Source organism: Phenylobacterium sp., assembly GCF_004299445.1.
Taxonomy (GTDB): Bacteria; Pseudomonadota; Alphaproteobacteria; order Caulobacterales; family Caulobacteraceae; genus Phenylobacterium.
Genome location: NZ_SCTC01000069.1, coordinates 106,460 through 122,535, shown reverse-complemented (window position 1 = coordinate 122,535; position 16,076 = coordinate 106,460). Strand labels below are relative to the sequence as shown.

At 69.7% G+C, this 16,076-nt stretch carries 21 protein-coding genes; 10 read left to right on the top strand and 11 right to left on the bottom strand.

What is annotated here, in order from left to right:
• Positions 1–60 precede the first annotated feature (60 nt).
• Positions 61–753 carry a DnaJ domain-containing protein gene (locus tag EPN98_RS19305; RefSeq protein ID WP_293364554.1) on the top strand — a complete coding sequence of 231 codons (693 nt, stop codon included), beginning with the start codon at positions 61–63 and terminating at the stop codon, positions 751–753.
• Here EPN98_RS19305 and EPN98_RS19300 read toward each other — a convergent pair.
• Positions 750–1,382 (bottom strand): HAD hydrolase-like protein, encoded by a 633-nt coding sequence (locus EPN98_RS19300; RefSeq protein WP_293364553.1) that lies wholly within the window; start codon positions 1,380–1,382, stop codon positions 750–752. The genes EPN98_RS19305 and EPN98_RS19300 overlap by 4 nt on opposite strands.
• A gap of 317 nt (positions 1,383–1,699) precedes the next feature.
• Here EPN98_RS19300 and EPN98_RS19295 point away from each other — a divergent pair, with 317 nt between their 5' ends.
• Entirely contained in the window at positions 1,700–1,885 is a 186-nt protein-coding gene (locus EPN98_RS19295) for a hypothetical protein (protein WP_293364552.1), read from the top strand.
• A gap of 34 nt (positions 1,886–1,919) precedes the next feature.
• Here EPN98_RS19295 and EPN98_RS19290 read toward each other — a convergent pair whose 3' ends face one another.
• The 6 genes from EPN98_RS19290 to trxC form a co-directional block, all read right to left on the bottom strand.
• Positions 1,920–2,534 (bottom strand): GNAT family protein, encoded by a 615-nt coding sequence (locus EPN98_RS19290; RefSeq protein WP_293364551.1) that lies wholly within the window; start codon positions 2,532–2,534, stop codon positions 1,920–1,922.
• Positions 2,531–3,028 (bottom strand): GNAT family N-acetyltransferase, encoded by a 498-nt coding sequence (locus EPN98_RS19285; RefSeq protein ID WP_293364550.1) that lies wholly within the window; start codon positions 3,026–3,028, stop codon positions 2,531–2,533. The genes EPN98_RS19290 and EPN98_RS19285 overlap by 4 nt, the downstream gene beginning before the upstream one ends.
• 32 nt (positions 3,029–3,060) lie before the next feature.
• Positions 3,061–4,026 (bottom strand): oxidoreductase, encoded by a 966-nt coding sequence (locus EPN98_RS19280; protein ID WP_293364549.1) that lies wholly within the window; start codon positions 4,024–4,026, stop codon positions 3,061–3,063.
• A 1-nt stretch (position 4,027) separates the two neighbouring features.
• On the bottom strand, positions 4,028–4,804 hold the full coding sequence (locus tag EPN98_RS19275; protein ID WP_293364548.1) for an enoyl-CoA hydratase-related protein: 777 nt from the start codon (positions 4,802–4,804) through the stop codon (positions 4,028–4,030).
• Between the two features lie 130 nt (positions 4,805–4,934).
• The gene (locus EPN98_RS19270) at positions 4,935–6,002 is read right to left on the bottom strand and encodes an MBL fold metallo-hydrolase (RefSeq protein WP_293364547.1); all 1,068 of its coding nucleotides are present in this window, start codon (positions 6,000–6,002) and stop codon (positions 4,935–4,937) included.
• A gap of 65 nt (positions 6,003–6,067) precedes the next feature.
• Complete coding sequence (gene trxC, locus EPN98_RS19265) at positions 6,068–6,514, bottom strand: thioredoxin TrxC (protein WP_293364546.1); 447 nt, start codon at positions 6,512–6,514, stop codon at positions 6,068–6,070.
• Positions 6,515–6,621: 107 nt separating this feature from the next.
• On the opposite strand from trxC, the gene EPN98_RS19260 reads away from it, so the two are divergent.
• From EPN98_RS19260 to EPN98_RS19235, 6 genes are all read left to right on the top strand, one after another.
• Entirely contained in the window at positions 6,622–7,776 is a 1,155-nt protein-coding gene (locus tag EPN98_RS19260) for a serine hydrolase domain-containing protein (protein ID WP_293364545.1), read from the top strand.
• Between the two features lie 213 nt (positions 7,777–7,989).
• A complete protein-coding gene (locus EPN98_RS19255; RefSeq protein WP_293364544.1) occupies positions 7,990–9,411 on the top strand; it encodes a M20/M25/M40 family metallo-hydrolase in 1,422 nt (473 codons plus the stop codon).
• Positions 9,412–9,873: a hypothetical protein gene (locus EPN98_RS19250; RefSeq protein WP_293364543.1), complete on the top strand. Its 462-nt coding sequence runs from the start codon at positions 9,412–9,414 to the stop codon at positions 9,871–9,873.
• An 83-nt stretch (positions 9,874–9,956) separates the two neighbouring features.
• Positions 9,957–11,057: a glutathione S-transferase family protein gene (locus EPN98_RS19245; RefSeq protein WP_293364542.1), complete on the top strand. Its 1,101-nt coding sequence runs from the start codon at positions 9,957–9,959 to the stop codon at positions 11,055–11,057.
• Positions 11,058–11,148: 91 nt separating this feature from the next.
• Positions 11,149–11,538: a hypothetical protein gene (locus EPN98_RS19240; protein ID WP_293364541.1), complete on the top strand. Its 390-nt coding sequence runs from the start codon at positions 11,149–11,151 to the stop codon at positions 11,536–11,538.
• Positions 11,539–11,691: 153 nt separating this feature from the next.
• A complete protein-coding gene (locus tag EPN98_RS19235) occupies positions 11,692–12,135 on the top strand; it encodes a hypothetical protein (protein WP_293364540.1) in 444 nt (147 codons plus the stop codon).
• Positions 12,136–12,328: 193 nt separating this feature from the next.
• Here EPN98_RS19235 and EPN98_RS19230 read toward each other — a convergent pair whose 3' ends face one another.
• From EPN98_RS19230 to thrB, 3 genes are all read right to left on the bottom strand, one after another.
• A complete protein-coding gene (locus EPN98_RS19230) occupies positions 12,329–12,775 on the bottom strand; it encodes a MarR family transcriptional regulator (RefSeq protein WP_293364539.1) in 447 nt (148 codons plus the stop codon).
• Positions 12,776–12,844: 69 nt separating this feature from the next.
• Positions 12,845–13,297: a ribonuclease HI gene (gene rnhA / locus EPN98_RS19225; RefSeq protein ID WP_293364538.1), complete on the bottom strand. Its 453-nt coding sequence runs from the start codon at positions 13,295–13,297 to the stop codon at positions 12,845–12,847.
• A complete protein-coding gene (thrB, locus tag EPN98_RS19220; RefSeq protein ID WP_293364618.1) occupies positions 13,294–14,265 on the bottom strand; it encodes a homoserine kinase in 972 nt (323 codons plus the stop codon). The genes rnhA and thrB overlap by 4 nt, the downstream gene beginning before the upstream one ends.
• Before the next feature lie 180 nt (positions 14,266–14,445).
• On the opposite strand from thrB, the gene EPN98_RS19215 reads away from it, so the two are divergent.
• Both EPN98_RS19215 and EPN98_RS19210 read left to right on the top strand, forming a co-directional pair.
• Complete coding sequence (locus EPN98_RS19215) at positions 14,446–14,673, top strand: hypothetical protein (RefSeq protein ID WP_293364537.1); 228 nt, start codon at positions 14,446–14,448, stop codon at positions 14,671–14,673.
• A 5-nt stretch (positions 14,674–14,678) separates the two neighbouring features.
• A complete protein-coding gene (locus EPN98_RS19210) occupies positions 14,679–15,080 on the top strand; it encodes a type II toxin-antitoxin system death-on-curing family toxin (RefSeq protein WP_293364536.1) in 402 nt (133 codons plus the stop codon).
• 3 nt (positions 15,081–15,083) lie between these two features.
• On the opposite strand, the gene ispH is transcribed toward EPN98_RS19210, so the two are convergent.
• Entirely contained in the window at positions 15,084–16,025 is a 942-nt protein-coding gene (gene ispH / locus EPN98_RS19205; protein WP_293364535.1) for a 4-hydroxy-3-methylbut-2-enyl diphosphate reductase, read from the bottom strand.
• Positions 16,026–16,076 lie beyond the last annotated feature (51 nt).

Sequence of the window (16,076 nt, the reverse complement as noted above, 5' to 3'; positions counted from 1 at the left end):
TGCGGCGCGCCTCGCCGCCTTAACGGAGCGTTGACGGCGTTCACCATAACGTTCCGGCTCATGACTCCGGCCAACGCCGAAATGAGCCTGAAGTACGCCCGCGAGGTGCTGGGCGTGACCTCCGCCGCCACCCCCGCGGAGGTCCGCCAGGCGTTTCGTGAGGCCGCCAAGCGCGCCCATCCGGACGCCGGCGGCGACGAGGGCGCCTTCCGCCAGGTGGTCGACGCCTTCCATCGCCTGCAGGACCCGCTGGACGATCGCTTCACCGCCGCGCCCGCGCGGCCTCGCCCGACGCCCGACCCCGACCTCGAAATCTCGCCGCTGCTGGCGCTGGAGGGCGGCGAGGTCGACCACCGGATGCCCGACGGCAAGATGATCCGGATCACTCTGCCGCCGGGCCTACGCTCGGGCGACAAGGTCCGGGCCGGCGGCAGCGAGCTCTGCATCTACATTCGCGCGCAGGACGGCGTGATCGTGCGCGGCGACGACCTCTGGATGACCGTCAAGGTCTCGCCGGCCGTGCTGAAGAAGGGCGGCCGCATCAGCCTCGAGACACCCATCGGCCGCCGCAGCGTCTGGATCGACAGGAAGGCGGCCGAGCGCGGTCTGGTGCGCGTGGAAGACCAGGGCCTGCCGGCTCGTGGCCGCCGCTCCGCCGGCCACCTCTTTGTGCGCCTCACCGCCACGCAGGGCATGGCTGACAGCGCCGCGCTCGCCCTGCTGCGCCGCTTCGCCGCCGCCTGGGCGGCCTAACCCGGCGCGAGGCGCGCCGCGATGTCCGCCGGCCGCTCGAACAGCAGCGTCGCGCCCGAACGGGCCAGCAGGTCCGGGCTGGCGTAGCCCCACATCACCGCGCCCGACGCCGCGCCGACGGCCCGGGCCGCCTCCACGTCGCGTTGCTCGTCCCCGATGCAGATCGTGCGCTCGGGGGGAACGCCGGCGCGCTTCATCACCCGACGGAACAGCCGCGGCTTGCCGAATACGCTGGCCCCGCATTCGAAGTGCGCCATCGCAGCGGCCGCCTGGGGGCCCAGGATGGCCCGGACATTGGCTTCCGAGTTCGAGCTGACGACAGCGCAGGCGATGTCCGCCTGGCGCAGGGTCTGAAGGACCGGCTCAATGCCGGCGAAGAGGTCGATCTGCGACGCCTCCTGCGCCATTCGAGACCGGAGACTCCTGGCGATCACCGGCAGCTTCCAGGGCGAGACGCCCAGACGGCGCATGACCTCGCGATTGCCCCGACCACGCAGATCCTCCAGCTCGGCCGCGTCCAGCGTCCGCAGGCCGTGTCGCGGGGCCAGCGCGTTAAAGGCGGCGACGAACCAGCGCGAGCTGTCGGCCAGCGTGCCGTCGAAGTCGAAGATGGCTAGGTCGTAGCGCATGATCTCCGCACCGTATCCGGTTCCGCCCCCGCGGCGGAGAGTGGTCCAGTTTTTGCTTAACTATATCTGACGCAAGCACCAGCCCGGAGCCTCCCGATGACCATCGGCGCCGTTGGAACCCCCACCCCGACCCTGCCCATGGGCGACGTCACGGCGATCGGCAAGCCGCGCGACCCCGCCGAGGCGGCCAGGGACCGCGCCGAGCGTCCAAGCTCAAGCAGCAGCAGGTCCTCGACCAGGTCCGGGAGAAGGGGCTCTACCAGTGGGCCCAGGAGACCAGGTTCGAGAAGCTCAAGGAGAAGATCCGCGAGCAGATCATGGCCGAGCGCGGCCTGGACGCCGCCGGCGTCGACGCCCTGAGCGACGATCAGCGCACCTCGCTGGAGCAGGAGATCGCCAGGCGCGTGCAGGAAGTGATGCAGGAGGCGCTGAGCGGCGAGGCCAAGGCGGCGCAGGCCGAGGGCCGCCCACCAAAGCCCATGGTCATCGACATCAGCGTCTAGGGACGCCCCGACCGCTCCGCGCGCGACGCCGGGGTCAAAGCCGATGCCTCTGGCGCCACTGGCTCCGCGTCATCTCCCAATAGACCGATTTGCGGATGGTCCCGTCGGCGCGGACGGCGTCGCGCTCGCCCATGCGGACGAAGCCCGCCGCGTCGATGCCCTTCTGGACGCGGACGTTGTCCAGCGCCGCGGTCAGGCACATCAGCTCGACGCCCAGAGTCTCGAAGATCCAGCCGAAAGTGTGCGCCATGCCCGCCCCGCCGCGCCCGCTGTTCTGCAGGTCGGCACGAACCGCCCCGGCAAGCTCTGCCGACAAGTGCTCGGGCCACACCGTGATGCGGGAGTAGCCGGCGACCTCACCCGCCTCGTCCAGCGAGACGATCAGCAGCGCCTCGCCGACCAGCGCCTGGGCCTGGCTCTCGGCCACCCAACGGGTGACGCTGTCCTCGGTGATCGGCCGCGGAAGGTCGTAGATGGGCCCGGCCACCCGCGGGTCGGACAGCAGCTTCACCAGCCCCGGCACATGCTTCATCTCGGCCCGCTCGCGATGCGGGCCCAGGGTCGCGACATCGACGGTGCGAACCCTCTCGCGCAGGGCTTCGGCCGCCTCGGGCGAGGCGTGGATGACGGTCTTCGGCGGGGCGCTCAAGCGCCCGCGAGACGCCGCAGCGCCTCGCCGTCCAGCCGCCGGACCGTCCAGTCGTCTTTCCGTGTGGCGCCCAGGCTGTCGTAGAACTCGATCGAGGGGGTGTTCCAATTGAGCACCGCCCACTCCAGCCGTCCCAGGTCGGCGTCGACGCAGCGCTCGGCCAACCGCTGCAACAGCGCCTTTCCGGCCCCGAGCCCACGGGCCTCCTCGCGCACGAACAGGTCCTCCAGGTAGATTCCGGCTCGCCCGCGGAAGGTGGAGTAGCTGTAGAACCAGAGCGCAAAGCCGACGGGTTTGCCCCCATGTTCGGCGATGTCGCAGAAGCAGCGCGGGTTCTCTCCGAAGAGATCACGGCGCGCGTCCGCCTCGGTCATCTCGACCTCGTGCAGCAGCCGCTCGTACTCGGCCAGCTCGCGAACGAACGACACGATCAGCGGAATGTCCGCCGGCGTCGCCACCCGCACCTTCACCCGCTTTTCCAGGTTCACGCTCATGTCACAGTTCTAGGCGCTTGCCGCCGCAACCGCTACAGCCGCGCGCCCGTCGTCTCCTCCGACACAGTCCAAAGCCGCTCGGCCGCCTCGGGGTCCAGCGCGTGCGGCAGGACGCCTTCGAACGGATTGGCCTCGCTCCAGGGCAGGGCCTGGTTGCAGTTCTCGAGGTACAGGCCGCCCACGCCCTCCAGCTCGGGGGCCAGCGCGGCCCAGACGCTGGTCGCGGCGCCCTGTTCGGGGGTCTTGAAGCGGTCGTTCACGCGGCCCTGCTCGTCGATCCAGCCGAAGGCGCGCATCTCCTCGTCGGTCAGGTGGCGCTGCAGCGGCGTGCGGATGCCGCCCGGCATGACCGCGTTGGCCGTCACCCCCAGGTCGGCGAACCGCGCGTGGAAGCCCACGGCGAACAGGGCGTTGGCGGTCTTCGACTGGCCGTAGGACTCCCACTTGTCGTAGGGCCGGTTGCGATAGTGGATGTCCTCGAAGACCACCCCGCCGCGGCGGTGGCCGATCGACGACAACGAGACCAGCCGGCTCGCCCGGCCCTCGTCGGCCCCGTTCATCAGCGCCCGCGCCAGCAGCGCGCCGAGCAGGAAGTGGCCGAAGTGGTTGGTGCCGATCTGGGTCTCCAGATCCTGCGCCGTGTAGCCCAGCGGGCAGGCCATGACGCCGGCGTTGTTGATCAGGATGTTGAGCGGCCGGTCGCCCCACGACGTCGCGAACGATCCGACCGAGGCCAGGTCCGACAGGTCCAGCTTGCCGACGGTGGCGACGCCCTTGCCCGCCCGATTGATGTCGTCGGCCACCACCTGCCCGGCGTCGGTGTTGCGCACGGCCAGCAGCACGTCGGCCCCGGCCTCGGCCAGCGCCCGGGCCGTCTCCACCCCGATGCCCGAGGCGGCGCCCGTGACGATGGCGTTGACGCCGGTCAGGTCATGGCCCGCGGCCACCTCCTTCGCGGTCGAGCGCATGCCGAACGGCGACGTGATGCGGTCGGTCATCTCAGCTCACCTTCGAAAAGTCGGGCGCCCGCTTTTCGCGGAAGGCCGCAAACGCTTCGGCCGCCTCGGCCGTCTTCAACTGGGCGCTGAAGTGAACGCCTTCTTCCTGCATGCGCGCCAGATAGCGTTCGGGCTCGCGCATCAGCGCCTTGGTGATCGCCACGGCCGACGGCGGCTTGGACGCCACGGCCTCGGCCGCCTTCCGCGCCGTCGCCCGCAGCTCCGACAGGGGCACGACAGCGTTGGCGATGCCCCAGGCCTCGGCCTTCTTCGCATCGACCGCCTCGCCCAGCACGAACATCGAGAACGCCCGCGCATGCCCGATCCGAGCCGGCAGGGTGATCGACGACGCGGCTTCGGGCACCAGCGCCAGGTTCACGAACGGGGTGGTCAGCAACGCGTCCTCGGCCAGGAACACCAGGTCGCAATGCATCAGCATCGTCGTGCCCACGCCCACCGCGCGGCCGTTCACGGCCGCCACCACCGGCGTCTTCGCCCGGCCCAACGCCTGGATCAGGGCGCTGGCCCCGCGCCGCTCGTTGCGCGAGTTGTCGCCTGCGTTCACCGCCGCGAACGTGGCCAGGTCGTTGCCCGACGTGAACATGTCGCCATTCGCCTGGATCAGGATGCAGCGCACGTTCGGATCGTCCGCGGCGTTGTCGATCGCGTCGCCCAGCGCCTCGTACATCTCGGGGGTCAGGGCGTTCTTCTTCTCGGGCCGATTCAGCGTCAGCGTCAGCACGCCGTTCGCCGTCTCGATCAGCACATGTTCGGTCATGGAATCGCCGGCCCTCCCTCGAGCCTTTCAAACAAGCGTTGGAGATACGACGTAAGCTACTGGCCTGTGGGCGCAAGAGGCAGAACCAATTCCGCCCCCCGACACCGTCCACTTTGCGAACCCGGAAACCTCACGCCGCCGCGCGGTACCAGTCGACGCCGTTCGGGTCGCGCTCGCGCACCGCCTGGCCGCGGGCGATCAGGCAGTTGAGATGCGCCAGGCTTTCGCCCGTCGCCAGGCCCAGCAGGTACTCGTCGATCTTGCGCCGGAACAGCACGCCGAACACGTCCACCACCCGCTTCGGCTCGGCTAGCAGCTTGTGCAGCCGCTCCAGCCCCCGCTCGTGGCCGTTCACCAGGTGGTCCAGCCGCGCGTGCAGGCCGTGGAACGGGTCATTGTGCGCCGGCAGCACCAGCACGTCGTCGGGCACCTGGGTCTTGATCCGCTTCAGCGAGGTCAGCCAGTCGGTCAGCGGGTCGCCGTCGGGCTCGGTGGGGAACACGGACACGTTCGACGAGATCTTCGGCAGCACCTGGTCGCCCGAGATCAGCAGCTTCAGGTCGGGGCAGTAGAGGCAGGCGTGCTCCGGGCTGTGCCCCGAGCCCACGACCACCCGCCAGCTGTGCGCGCCGATCTGCACCTCGTCGCCGTCGTTCAGCCGATGGAAGCTGTCGGGCAGCGCATAGAGCCCCCGGCCAAAGCCGCCGAACTTGGCGCGGTAGTTCTCCAGCGCCTCCTCGTCCCAGCCCGCGCCGCGGAAGAAGGCGATGGCGTCCTGCGGAGCCTCGCGCCCCGTGTCGGCCGCCAGCGAGCGGCAGGTGATGTACTCCAGGCGGGTGATCCACAGGCGCGCGTCGAACTTGCGAGTGAGATAGCCCGACATGCCGATGTGGTCGGGGTGCATATGGGTGACGAACACCCGGGTCACCCGCTTGCCGCCCAGGGGCCCTTTCAGCGCCGCGCGCCAGGCGTTGCGCGTCTCCATGCCGCCGATGCCGGTATCGACGATCGCATAGCCGTCGCCGTCTTCGATCGCCCAGACGTTGATCCATTGCAGCGCCCCGCCCAGCGGCATCCGCAGCCACTTCACACCGGGCGCGATGTCGACGGCCTCGCCCGCCTTAGGCGCATGATCGAAGGGGTAGGTCAGCTTCGGCCTGTGGCTTTCCCAGGTTCCCTGCTCGATTCCGTCCCGCACGCCCGCACTCCCACCCAGGTTTCCGCCCCGTCATTATCCGGCGGCTACCCTAGGGAGGGCAACGCCTAGGTGGTCGCAGGCGCGAACCGGTCCACCCACTGGCGGAACACGCCGGGGTCGCTCAGGCCCGCCTGCTGCGCGGCCGCCTTGCCGCCGACGAAGCACATCAGCGCGGGGATGCCCTGGATGCGGTAGCGTTGTTGCAGCGCCGGGTTCGCATCGACGTCCACCTTGATGAACCGCGCGCGCGGCTCCAGCTCGGCCGCCGCACGGGCGAAGATGGGGGCCATCGCCCGGCACGGGCCGCACCATTCGGCCCAGAAGTCCACGATCAGCGGCAGGTCGCCGCCCGCCAGATGCTTGTCGAACCGCGCCTGGTCCAGCGCCAGCGGCGCGCCGGTGAACAGCGCCTTCTGGCAGCGGCCGCACTTCGGCGCTTCCCGCAGCCGTGCGGCCGGCAGGCGGTTCCTGGCGTCGCAGTGCGGACACACCACATGCAGCAGATCGGTCATCGAATGCCTCCCGGCCTCTAACACCTGAGCGCAGGATCGGTTTGAATGACGCCGCGTCGCAGGGCTAGCTCTGCACCCAACGAAAACACCAAAGGGGGATCATCGTCATGGCCGAGATCAAGGAACGTCCCGACACTGCGCTCGCCGCCGCGCTGAATCCCATCGTCGACTCCGCCCTCAGCGAGGGTCGCGTGGCGGGCGCGGTGCTGCTGGTGGCCAAGGACGGCGCGCTGGCCTACGCCCGCGCCGCCGGCCACGCCGATCTGGAGACCGGCCGGCCCATGACGCGGGACGCGATCTTCCGCGCCTCGTCGCTGACCAAGCCGATGGTCACCGCCGCCGTGCTGGCGCTGGTCGAGGCCGGCGTCGTGGGCCTGGACGATCCCGTCATCCGCTACCTGCCCGAGTTCCAGCCCCGCTGGCAGGGCGAGCCCCTGACCATCACGCTGCGCCACCTGATGACCCACACCGCCGGCCTGTCCTACGGCTTCATGCAGCCGGTCGACGGCCCTTACCTGCAGCTGGGCGTGTCCGACGGCATGGACCAGCCCGGTCTGGGCTTCCCGGAGGAGCTGAAGCGCATCACCGAAGCCGGCCTGTTCTTTCCGCCCGGCGTGGCGTGGCTCTACTCGGTGGGCATGGATGTCCTGGGCGCCGCCGTCGAGGCGGCCACGGGCAAGTCGCTGCCCGAGGTGGTCCGCGAGCGCGTCACCGACAAGCTGGGCATGGCCGACACCGGCTTCTCCGTCTCTGACAAGGCGCGGCTGGCCTGCCCCTATGCCGACGGCCCGCCGCCCCAGCCGATGGGCGCGACCCACACCGTCCCGTTCGCCGAGCTCTCGGGCATCAAGTTCGCCCCGGACCGCATCTTCACCCCGGGATCGTTCCCGTCCGGCGGGGCGGGGATGGTCTGCTCGGCGCCCGACTTCCTCACCTTCCTGGAAGCCATCCGCACTGGCGGCGGCGGCGTGGTCGGGCCCGAGACCGCCAGCGCGATGATGACCAATCAGACCGGCAGCCACGCCATCGTCACCAGCGGCCCCGGCTGGGGCTTCGGCTTCGGCGGCGCGGTGATGCTGGACCCGGCCGCCTCGGGCTCGCCGCTCCCGGCCGGGGCCTGGATGTGGGGCGGCGTTTACGGCCACAGCTGGTTTGTCGATCCCGCTGGCAGGAAGAGCGTCGTGCTGATGACCAACACCTCCACCGAAGGCATGAGCGGCCGCCTCAGCCAGGAGGTCTTCGCGGCCGCCGCGGCGAGCTGAGCCTAAGGGCCCCCTCCACCGCTTCGCGGTCCCCCTCCCCCATGAATGGGGGAGGAACCAGAGCGGATCGATCGCCCTCAGTTCCTCCCCCGCTTGCGGGGGAGGGGGACCACGAAGTGGTGGAGGGGGCGTTGCCGCCGCACACGACGCCATGCCTTGCCCGACGGCGCGGGGCGGTGGAATAGTCCGCGCCTTCGTCGGGGGAGGTTATCGATGTTCAGGTTTGTATCGGCGCTGACGGCGCTGTCGCTCGTGGCCACGCCCGTGCTGGCCCAGAAAGCGCCCAAGGACACCGGCGAGGCCCAGTTCCGGGCGCTCTACAAGGAGCTGGTCGAGACCAACACCACCTTCTCGGCGGGCGACTGCACCCTGGCGGCCCAGCGCATGGCCGACCGGCTGAAGGCCGCGGGCTTCGCCGACAGCCAGCTCACCGTCTTCGCCCCCGATGGCCGGCCGAAGGACGGCGGCCTGGTGGCCGTGCTGCCCGGCAAGGACCCCAAGGCCAAGGCCATCCTGCTGCTGGCCCACATCGACGTGGTCGAGGCCAAGCGCGAGGACTGGGAGCGCGACCCCTTCAAGCTGGTCGAGGAGAACGGCTACTTCTACGCCCGCGGCGCCAGTGACGACAAAGCCCAGGCCTCGATCTGGACCGACCTGATCATCCGCTTCAAGCGCGAGGGCTACACGCCGCGCCGCACAGTCAAGGTGGCGCTCACCTGCGGCGAGGAAGGCGGCGGCCACGTCAACGGCGCCCGCTGGCTGGCCCAGAACAAGCGCGATCTGATCGACGCCGCGTTCGCCCTGAACGAGGGCGCGGGCGGCAATCTCGACGACAAGGGCAACCGCATCGCCCACACCATCCAGGCCGGCGAGAAGAGCTCGTTCAGCTTCAAGATCGAAGCCACCAACCCCGGCGGCCACTCCTCGCGTCCCGTGCCGGACAACGCGATCTATGAGCTCGCCAAGGCCATCGGCCGCGTCCAGGCCTACGAGTTCCCGGTGCAGATGAACGACACCACCCGGGCCTTCTTCACCCGCATGGCGCCGATCGTGGGCGGCGAGCAGGGCGCGGCCATGACCGCCATCGTGGCCAACCCGAACGACAAGGCGGCCCGCGCCGTCCTCAGCCGCGACGCCAATAACAACGCCATCCTCGGCACCACCTGCATCCCGACCATGATCCAGGGCGGCCACGCCCAGAACGCCCTGCCCCAGCGCGCGACGGTCACCGTCAACTGTCGGATCTTCCCGGGAGAGACCCCGGCCCAGGTGCGCGACACCCTGGCCAAGGTCGTCGGCGACGCGAAGGTCACCGTGGGCTCGAACGTGGCCATCGACCGCGTCGATCCCAAGGCCGCGCCGCCGCTGACGCCCGCGGTGGTGGGCCCGATCGAGAAGGTGTCGCAGGCGATGTGGCCCGGCGTGCCGGTCGTGCCGGTGCTGCAGGCCGGCGGCACCGACGCCCCGGCGCTGATCGCGGTGGGCATCCCCACCTACGGCGTCTCGGGCCTCTTCTACGACCCTGACCTGGGCCGCCTGCACGGCCTGAACGAGCGCATCGGCGTCTCGTCGCTGATGGAGGCCCGCGAGTTCAGCTACCGCCTGGTCAAGATCTACGCCGAGCAGAAGGACTAGGTGGCCGCCACCCGCATCTGGATCGCCGCCAGCCACGACGCCGTCCACCGCAACGGCGGCTGGGCGTTCGTGCGGGCCGACGCCGAGCCGGTCGGCCGCGCCGGCGGCGACCGCCGCACGACGCGCGCCCGCATGGCGCTGGCCGGGTTCCTTTCCGCGTTGAAGGATGTGCCGGCGGGCGCGCCGCTCGCGGTCGTCGCGGCCCGCCCCGACGCCCTGGTCCTGCACGCCTTGCTGAAGCCCCCGGCCGACCCGCCGACCGACGACCTGGACCTGCGCGCGGCGCTGACCAAGGCGCTCGACGGTCGCGCCTGGACGCTCGCCGTCGGGGATCCCACGGCCCCGACGCCGACCGCCTTCGTCAGCGCCTGGGCCGACACGGCGTCCGAGAAGGCCAAGATGGGCGGGGCCTTCGAACACGCGATACCAAAGCCCAATCTGGCGAAGGCAAAGGGCCTCTAGGGCCTTCAGGCGACCGGGCCCGCGCCAGACGGAAGACGCGCCCCACCGACGGCGCCGGACTGCGCTGAGGAGAGGATCTGGAAATGAATGACGTGGCCGGCGGCGAAGGTCGGTACCGCATCCTGGGCGGACCCGGCTCGCCCTATTCGCTGAAGCTGCGCGCCGCGCTCCGCTACCGGCGCATCCCGCACAACTGGATCGTCCCGCAGGGCTACCTCGGCGACGGCGGCGAACTGAAGGCCGCCGACAAGGGCATGATCCCGGTCATGCAGTTGCCGGACGGCCGCTACTGGTGCGACTCCACGCCCATGATCCTGGCGCTGGAACAGCGCCACCCCGGCGTGCGCAGCCTGCTGCCCGACAATCCCAGCGACCGCTTCCTCGCCTTGTTGATCGAGGACTTCGCTGACGAATGGCTCGTCCTGCCGCTGTTCGACTACCGGTGGGACGCCGAGGCGGACCAGGCCTTCTGCGCCCGTCGTCAGATGGCGGGCTGGCTGGGCGCCATGCCCGGACCTGAGTTCGACGCGATCGTCGCGCGCTTTCGGGAACGCCAGACGGGGGTCCTGTCCCGCATGGGCGAGCGCGAGGTCAACCGGCCCCTCTTGCGCTCGACCTATCCCGAGGTGCTGGCTGCCATCGAGGCCCAGCTGGGCGTCAGTCGCTTCCTGTTCGGCGGACGCCCGTCCATCGGCGACATCGGACTCTTCGGCCAGCTCTCGCAGCTCGCCATCGACCCCACCGCCTCCGCAATCATGCGCCGCGACGCCATCCGCACCTTCCAGTGGGTGCAGGACATGTACGACGCCTCCGGGATCGAGGGAGCCTGGAGAGAGCCCTCCCAGGCCCTGGGACCGGGGGTCGAGAACCTCCTCGCCCTGATCGGGCAGGTCTTCCTGCCGTACATGACCGCCAATGCCGCGGCCGTGCGGGCCGATCGTCCGACGGTCGAGATCACGCTTCGCGGCCTGCCGCTGATAGCCCGCGCCAACAGTTACCGAGAGCTCTGCCTGGGCTGGCTGAAGGTGGCGCTCGCCCGCGCCCTCGCGGAGGGGGCGGCCGACCTGGAACCCTTGCTGCGGCGCCACGGCTGCTGGGATCATCTCCAGCTCGCGCCCGGCGAGGCGGAATCCCTTCCCGAACTCTCGCCGGAGTCCACGGGCCGTCGCAGCGCCTTCCACTGAATCCCCACGGCCGCCATCGCCGTTCTCGGGCTCGATCGGAATGGAATGTTAGGTGTTTTACCCGAAGCTGCTCGCCCGCAGAGGACTTCCCATGGGCAAGCTGATCGGAACGCGCCGCGCCTCCAGCGACCACTTCGAGCCTGACGACGACGTCGATCCCAAGGCGCAACGCGCCTTGCGGGGCCACCTGGAACAGATCGACTACGCCGCCTACGCCGCCAACAAGAAGCTGCTGTCGGGCGCGGTGGGCGCCATCGAGGGCGACCGGGTGCAGAAGCTCGCGACCGCCGCGGCGCTGGCCCGCACGCGATGGGTCGTGGCGGCCCTGGCCATCAGCGAGTCCGGGGCGGCGCCCACCCGCGAACAGGTGGCCGGCCTCACCCACCTGCGAACCACCTACGACGAGTTGGCCACCGCCTACGACGGCCTGCGCCGCATGGTCGAGCGCGGCTACATCGGCTACGCTCCGCTGGCCGAATAGGCCTCGCGCCGCAAGCCGCCGGCCGGGCCTGAGCGCGGCTGCAGGTTGGGCCGCGCTCAATCGCAGGTCCATGGCGCTCCGGCCGCAAGTATCGGCGTTGTGTGAGCGGAGGCGGGCGCTCACCCGAGCCGCCGCGCTCCGGGGACCTCAGACATGATGAAATCCTTCGTGATCGCGCTCGGCGCGATGCTGCTCACGGCCGCGTCCGCCATGGCCCAACCCGCACCCCGCAATTACGACAAGGAGTCCGTGACCCTGGTGCAGGAGTTCCAAATCGCGCCCGGCAAGTTCAACACTTTCATGCAGGACTACGCCACCAACCAGCGCGCCTCGTTCGAGATCGGCAAGAAGGTGGGCGGCATCCTCGGATACGGGGTGTCCCAGCCGATCACGCGTCGTCCGGGTGAGCCCAACCTCTACCTGATCATCACCTTCAAGGACCTCGCCTCGTACGATCGCTCGTTCGAGCGCGCGGATCAGACGGCGATCGCCGTCTACGGCTCGCTGGAGAAGGCGGCGGCCGCCGGCGCCAAGCGGAGCGAGTACGCCACGCTGATCAGCAGCCGCCTCCTGCAGAACCTCAAGATCGTGAACTGACCTGCTGCGGTCGGCCGGGCGTCCGCGTCCGGCCGATCCGCTCAGGTCTCTGCCCCTGGGGGCGCAGCAAGGGCTGGTCGGTGGACGCGGCCTTCGACGCCGCCACACGGCCACCGGCGCCGGTTACGCCGACGACGATCGCCAGTTCGGCGTGAACCTGACGCGCGCCTTCTGACCCCCGCGCGCTCGGCGATCAGTGCAGGTCGCTCATCCAGACCCGAAGCGCCCGCAGGAACGGCAGGGCCTCGCGGAACTCCTTCTGGGTGAAGCCCTCGCGCAGCTTCTCCACCTTGGGCCGGATGGCGGCCATGGAGCGGTTGTAGGCCTCACGGCCCTTGTCGGTCATCCGCACGCGCTTCTTGCGCCGGTCGGCCATGCAGGGCTCGACCGAGACCAGCTGCGTGGCCTCCAGCCGCTGCAGGGTATTGGTGATCGCCCCCGGCGTCATGCGTAGCGCCTCCGAGATCGCCGCCGGCGTCAGATCGTCGCCGCGGCGCGCGATCAGGTTCAGCACCTCGTACTGGGGATAGCTCAGGCCCACCGGCAGCGCCCGCGAGATCGCCATGCGCACGCCGTGCTCGATCAGGCTGATCTCGTCGAAGACCTGAACTTCGGGATGTTCCTCGATGACGACGGCCATGGGCCCAGCTCCTCCAACTCAGGCAGGAGAAGCGTAATCATTCAACCTTGAACGTTCAAAGTTGAATGATCAATTCGACGCAGCCTCGACGGTCTCCCGCAAGCCTTTCCGCGCCAGCGCATCCGCCCGCTCGTTCAGCTCGTGGCCCGCGTGGCCCTTCACCCACCGCCACGTCACGTCGTGACGCGCCCGGGCTTCGTCAAGGCGCCGCCATAAATCATCGTTCTTCACGGGCTTGCCGTCAGCGGTCTTCCAGCCCCGCCGCTTCCACGAGTGGATCCACTCATGGATGCCCTTCTGGACGTACTGGCTGTCGGTGTGCAGCTCCACCTGGCAAGGCTTCTTCAGCGCTTCCAGCGCCTGGATGGCGGCCATCAGCTCCATGCGATTGTTGGTGGTCTGAAGCTCGCCGCCCGAGAGCTCCTTCTCGGTCGTCCCGTGCATCAGGATCGCGCCCCAGCCGCCGGGCCCGGGATTCCCCGAGCACGCGCCGTCCGTGTAGATCGTCACGCCCGGGGTCATCTCGAGGCGGGCGTCCCGAACAGCACCAGGTCGGGCGAGCTGCGGTGAACCGCCAGCTTGCGCTCGTACTCCAGCGGATCCTTGGGCTTCACCAGGGCGCCCGCCGGCGTGGAGCCCCAGTCCTGCAGGCGCGACAGGAAGAACCGCATCGCCGCCCCGTGCGCCAGGATCGGCAGCGCCGAGCGCTCGGCGTCCGACAACGGCCGCACCGCCTCATACCCCGCCACCAGCTGCCGCGCCGAAGTGATGTTGAAGCTGCCGTCGGCCTCGAAGCACCAGGCGTTCAGCGCCACCGCCACGTCGTAGGCGAAGGCCTCGGTGCAGGCGAAATAGAAGTCGATCGCGCCCGAGAACTCACCGCCGGTGAAGAACACGTTGTCGGGGAAGAAGTCCGCGTGGCAGACCCCGGTCGGCAGACCCTTGGGCCAGCGGCTGGCCAACAGCGCCAGATCGTCGGCGATGGTCTTGGCCAGGCCCGGCTTCAGCCCATCGGCCGCGCCCTCGAGGCCTTGGAACATTCCCGCCCAGGCCGCCTGGCCCAGGTCGTTCTCCCGGGTCATCGGGAAGCCGTGGCCGGCGAGGTGCAGCGCCGCCAGCCCCCCGCCCGCCTCGCGGCAGTGGGCCGCCGTCGGGCGGCGCACCGACAGCCCGTTCAGGAACCCGGTGATCGCGCAGGGCTTGCCGCGCACATGCTTGATCAGCCGCCCCTCCCGGTCGGCCATCGGCTCGGCCGACGGATAGCCGTGCCGGGCCAGCCACCGCATCAGTTCGAGGAAGAACGGCAGGTCGTCGGGGTTCGTCCGCGCCTCGTACACCGTCAGGATGAACCGCCCGCCCTCGGTCTCCAGCAGGAAGTTGGAGTTCGAGACGCCCTCGGCGATCCCCTTGAACGACAACGCCTCGCCCAGCTCGAAATCGGCCAGCAGGGCCGCGAGCTCGTCGTCGGTGATGTCGGTGTAGACCGCCATGGCCGGGGAGTGCTGCACGTCGCCCACCCGGTCAACCCCGCGGGCGCTGCCGCGGCGGGTTTGTGGCCGCGTGTTCCTCGGCTGAGACGACGAGAGCCGTCTGGCGCCCGGCGAGCAGATGCTCGCTCCCCCTAGGGACCGACTCGAGGTCGTGCTAGCTTTCGCGAGCGGAGGCCGAAGATGATCGTCCTGAAGATCGAGGAAACTGAGAAGGGCCTCGCCATCCTCTTGAGTCCCGAGGCTCAGGAGTTGCTCGGTGCGACCGCCGGGAAACAAGTTGGCTTCGAGGTAAGCGGCGACGGTCAGTTGACGATTGGCCAACTCGACATGTCCTTCGAGGCTCGTCGCGCGCGCGGTCGCGCGTTCCTCGACCGCTACGACAAGACCTTCCAGGATCTCGCGAAGTAGGATCCATGCCCGCGCCGGTCTGGTTGGATAAAGCGCTGATGCTCGCGCTCTACGAAGACGTTGTGGCCGCGTCCGGAGGCGCTGCGGGCCTTCGTGACGAAGGGCTGCTTGAGTCTGCCCTCGCCCGACCGACCAATCGCTACCTCTATGAGCAGGTATCCAGCGTCCTGGAACTGGCAGCGACATACGCCGTAGGCATCGCCTCCAATCATCCATTTTTGGATGGCAACAAGCGCATGGCGTTTATCGCTCTCGGTCAGTTCCTGGCGGACAACGGTATCGTCTTGACCGCAACGCCAGACGACGCCACGGCCATCATCCTGGGCGTCGCAAAAGGCGAGGTCAGCATCGACGATCTGTCAGCTTGGCTGGAGACAAGAACGCTGCGGCCACCACAGCTCCGATAGCCCCTAAGCCACCGCCCGCGGCAGCTTGAACGTCACCGTCTCGCGGGCCGTGTCCACGTCCTCGACCGTCACCTCGAAGGCCCTGGCGATCTTGTCGATCACGCCCTGCACCAGCACCTCGGGCGCCGAGGCCCCGGCCGTGACGCCCACGGTCGTCACGCCGTCCAGCCAGCGCAGCTCCAGCACGCTGGCGTCCTCGATCAGATAGCTCCGCGCGCCCGCGCGGCGGCCCACCTCGGCCAGCCGCACCGAGTTCGACGAGTTGGCGCTGCCGATCACCAGCAACACCTCGGCCCGCTCGGCCACCGTCTTCACCGCCTCCTGGCGGTTGGTGGTGGCGTAGCAGATGTCTTCCTTGTGCGGCGCGGCGATCCCCGGGAACCGGGCATGCAGCGCCGCCACGATCTCGGCCGTGTCGTCCACCGACAGCGTGGTCTGGGTCACGAACGCCACGTTGGCGGAATCCTTCGGCTCGAACGTGGCCACGTCGTCCACCGTCTCGATCAGTCGCACAGCCCCGTCCGGTAGCTGGCCCATGGTGCCCACCACCTCGGGATGGCCGCCGTGGCCGATGAGCACGATCTCGCGTCCGGCGTCGAAGTGGCGTTGCGCCTCCACGTGCACCTTCGAGACCAGCGGGCAGGTGGCGTCCAGGTACAGCATCTGCCGCGCCTTCGCCTCGGCCGGCACCGCCTTGGGCACCCCGTGCGCCGAGAACACCACGGGCCGGTCCGTCGGGCACTCGTCCAGTTCCTCGACGAACACCGCGCCCAGCGCCTTCAGCCGGTCGACCACGTGGCGGTTGTGCACGATCTCGTGGCGCACATAGACCGGCGCCCCGTACTTCACGATCGCCCGCTCCACGATCTGGATCGCCCGGTCCACCCCCGCGCAAAAGCCGCGCGGGCTGGCCAGCAGGACGGTGAGAGGCGGACGGCTCGACATGGCGCGGAACCTAGTGCGGAGGGGCGATCACCGCTACCCCTACCGCCCCGC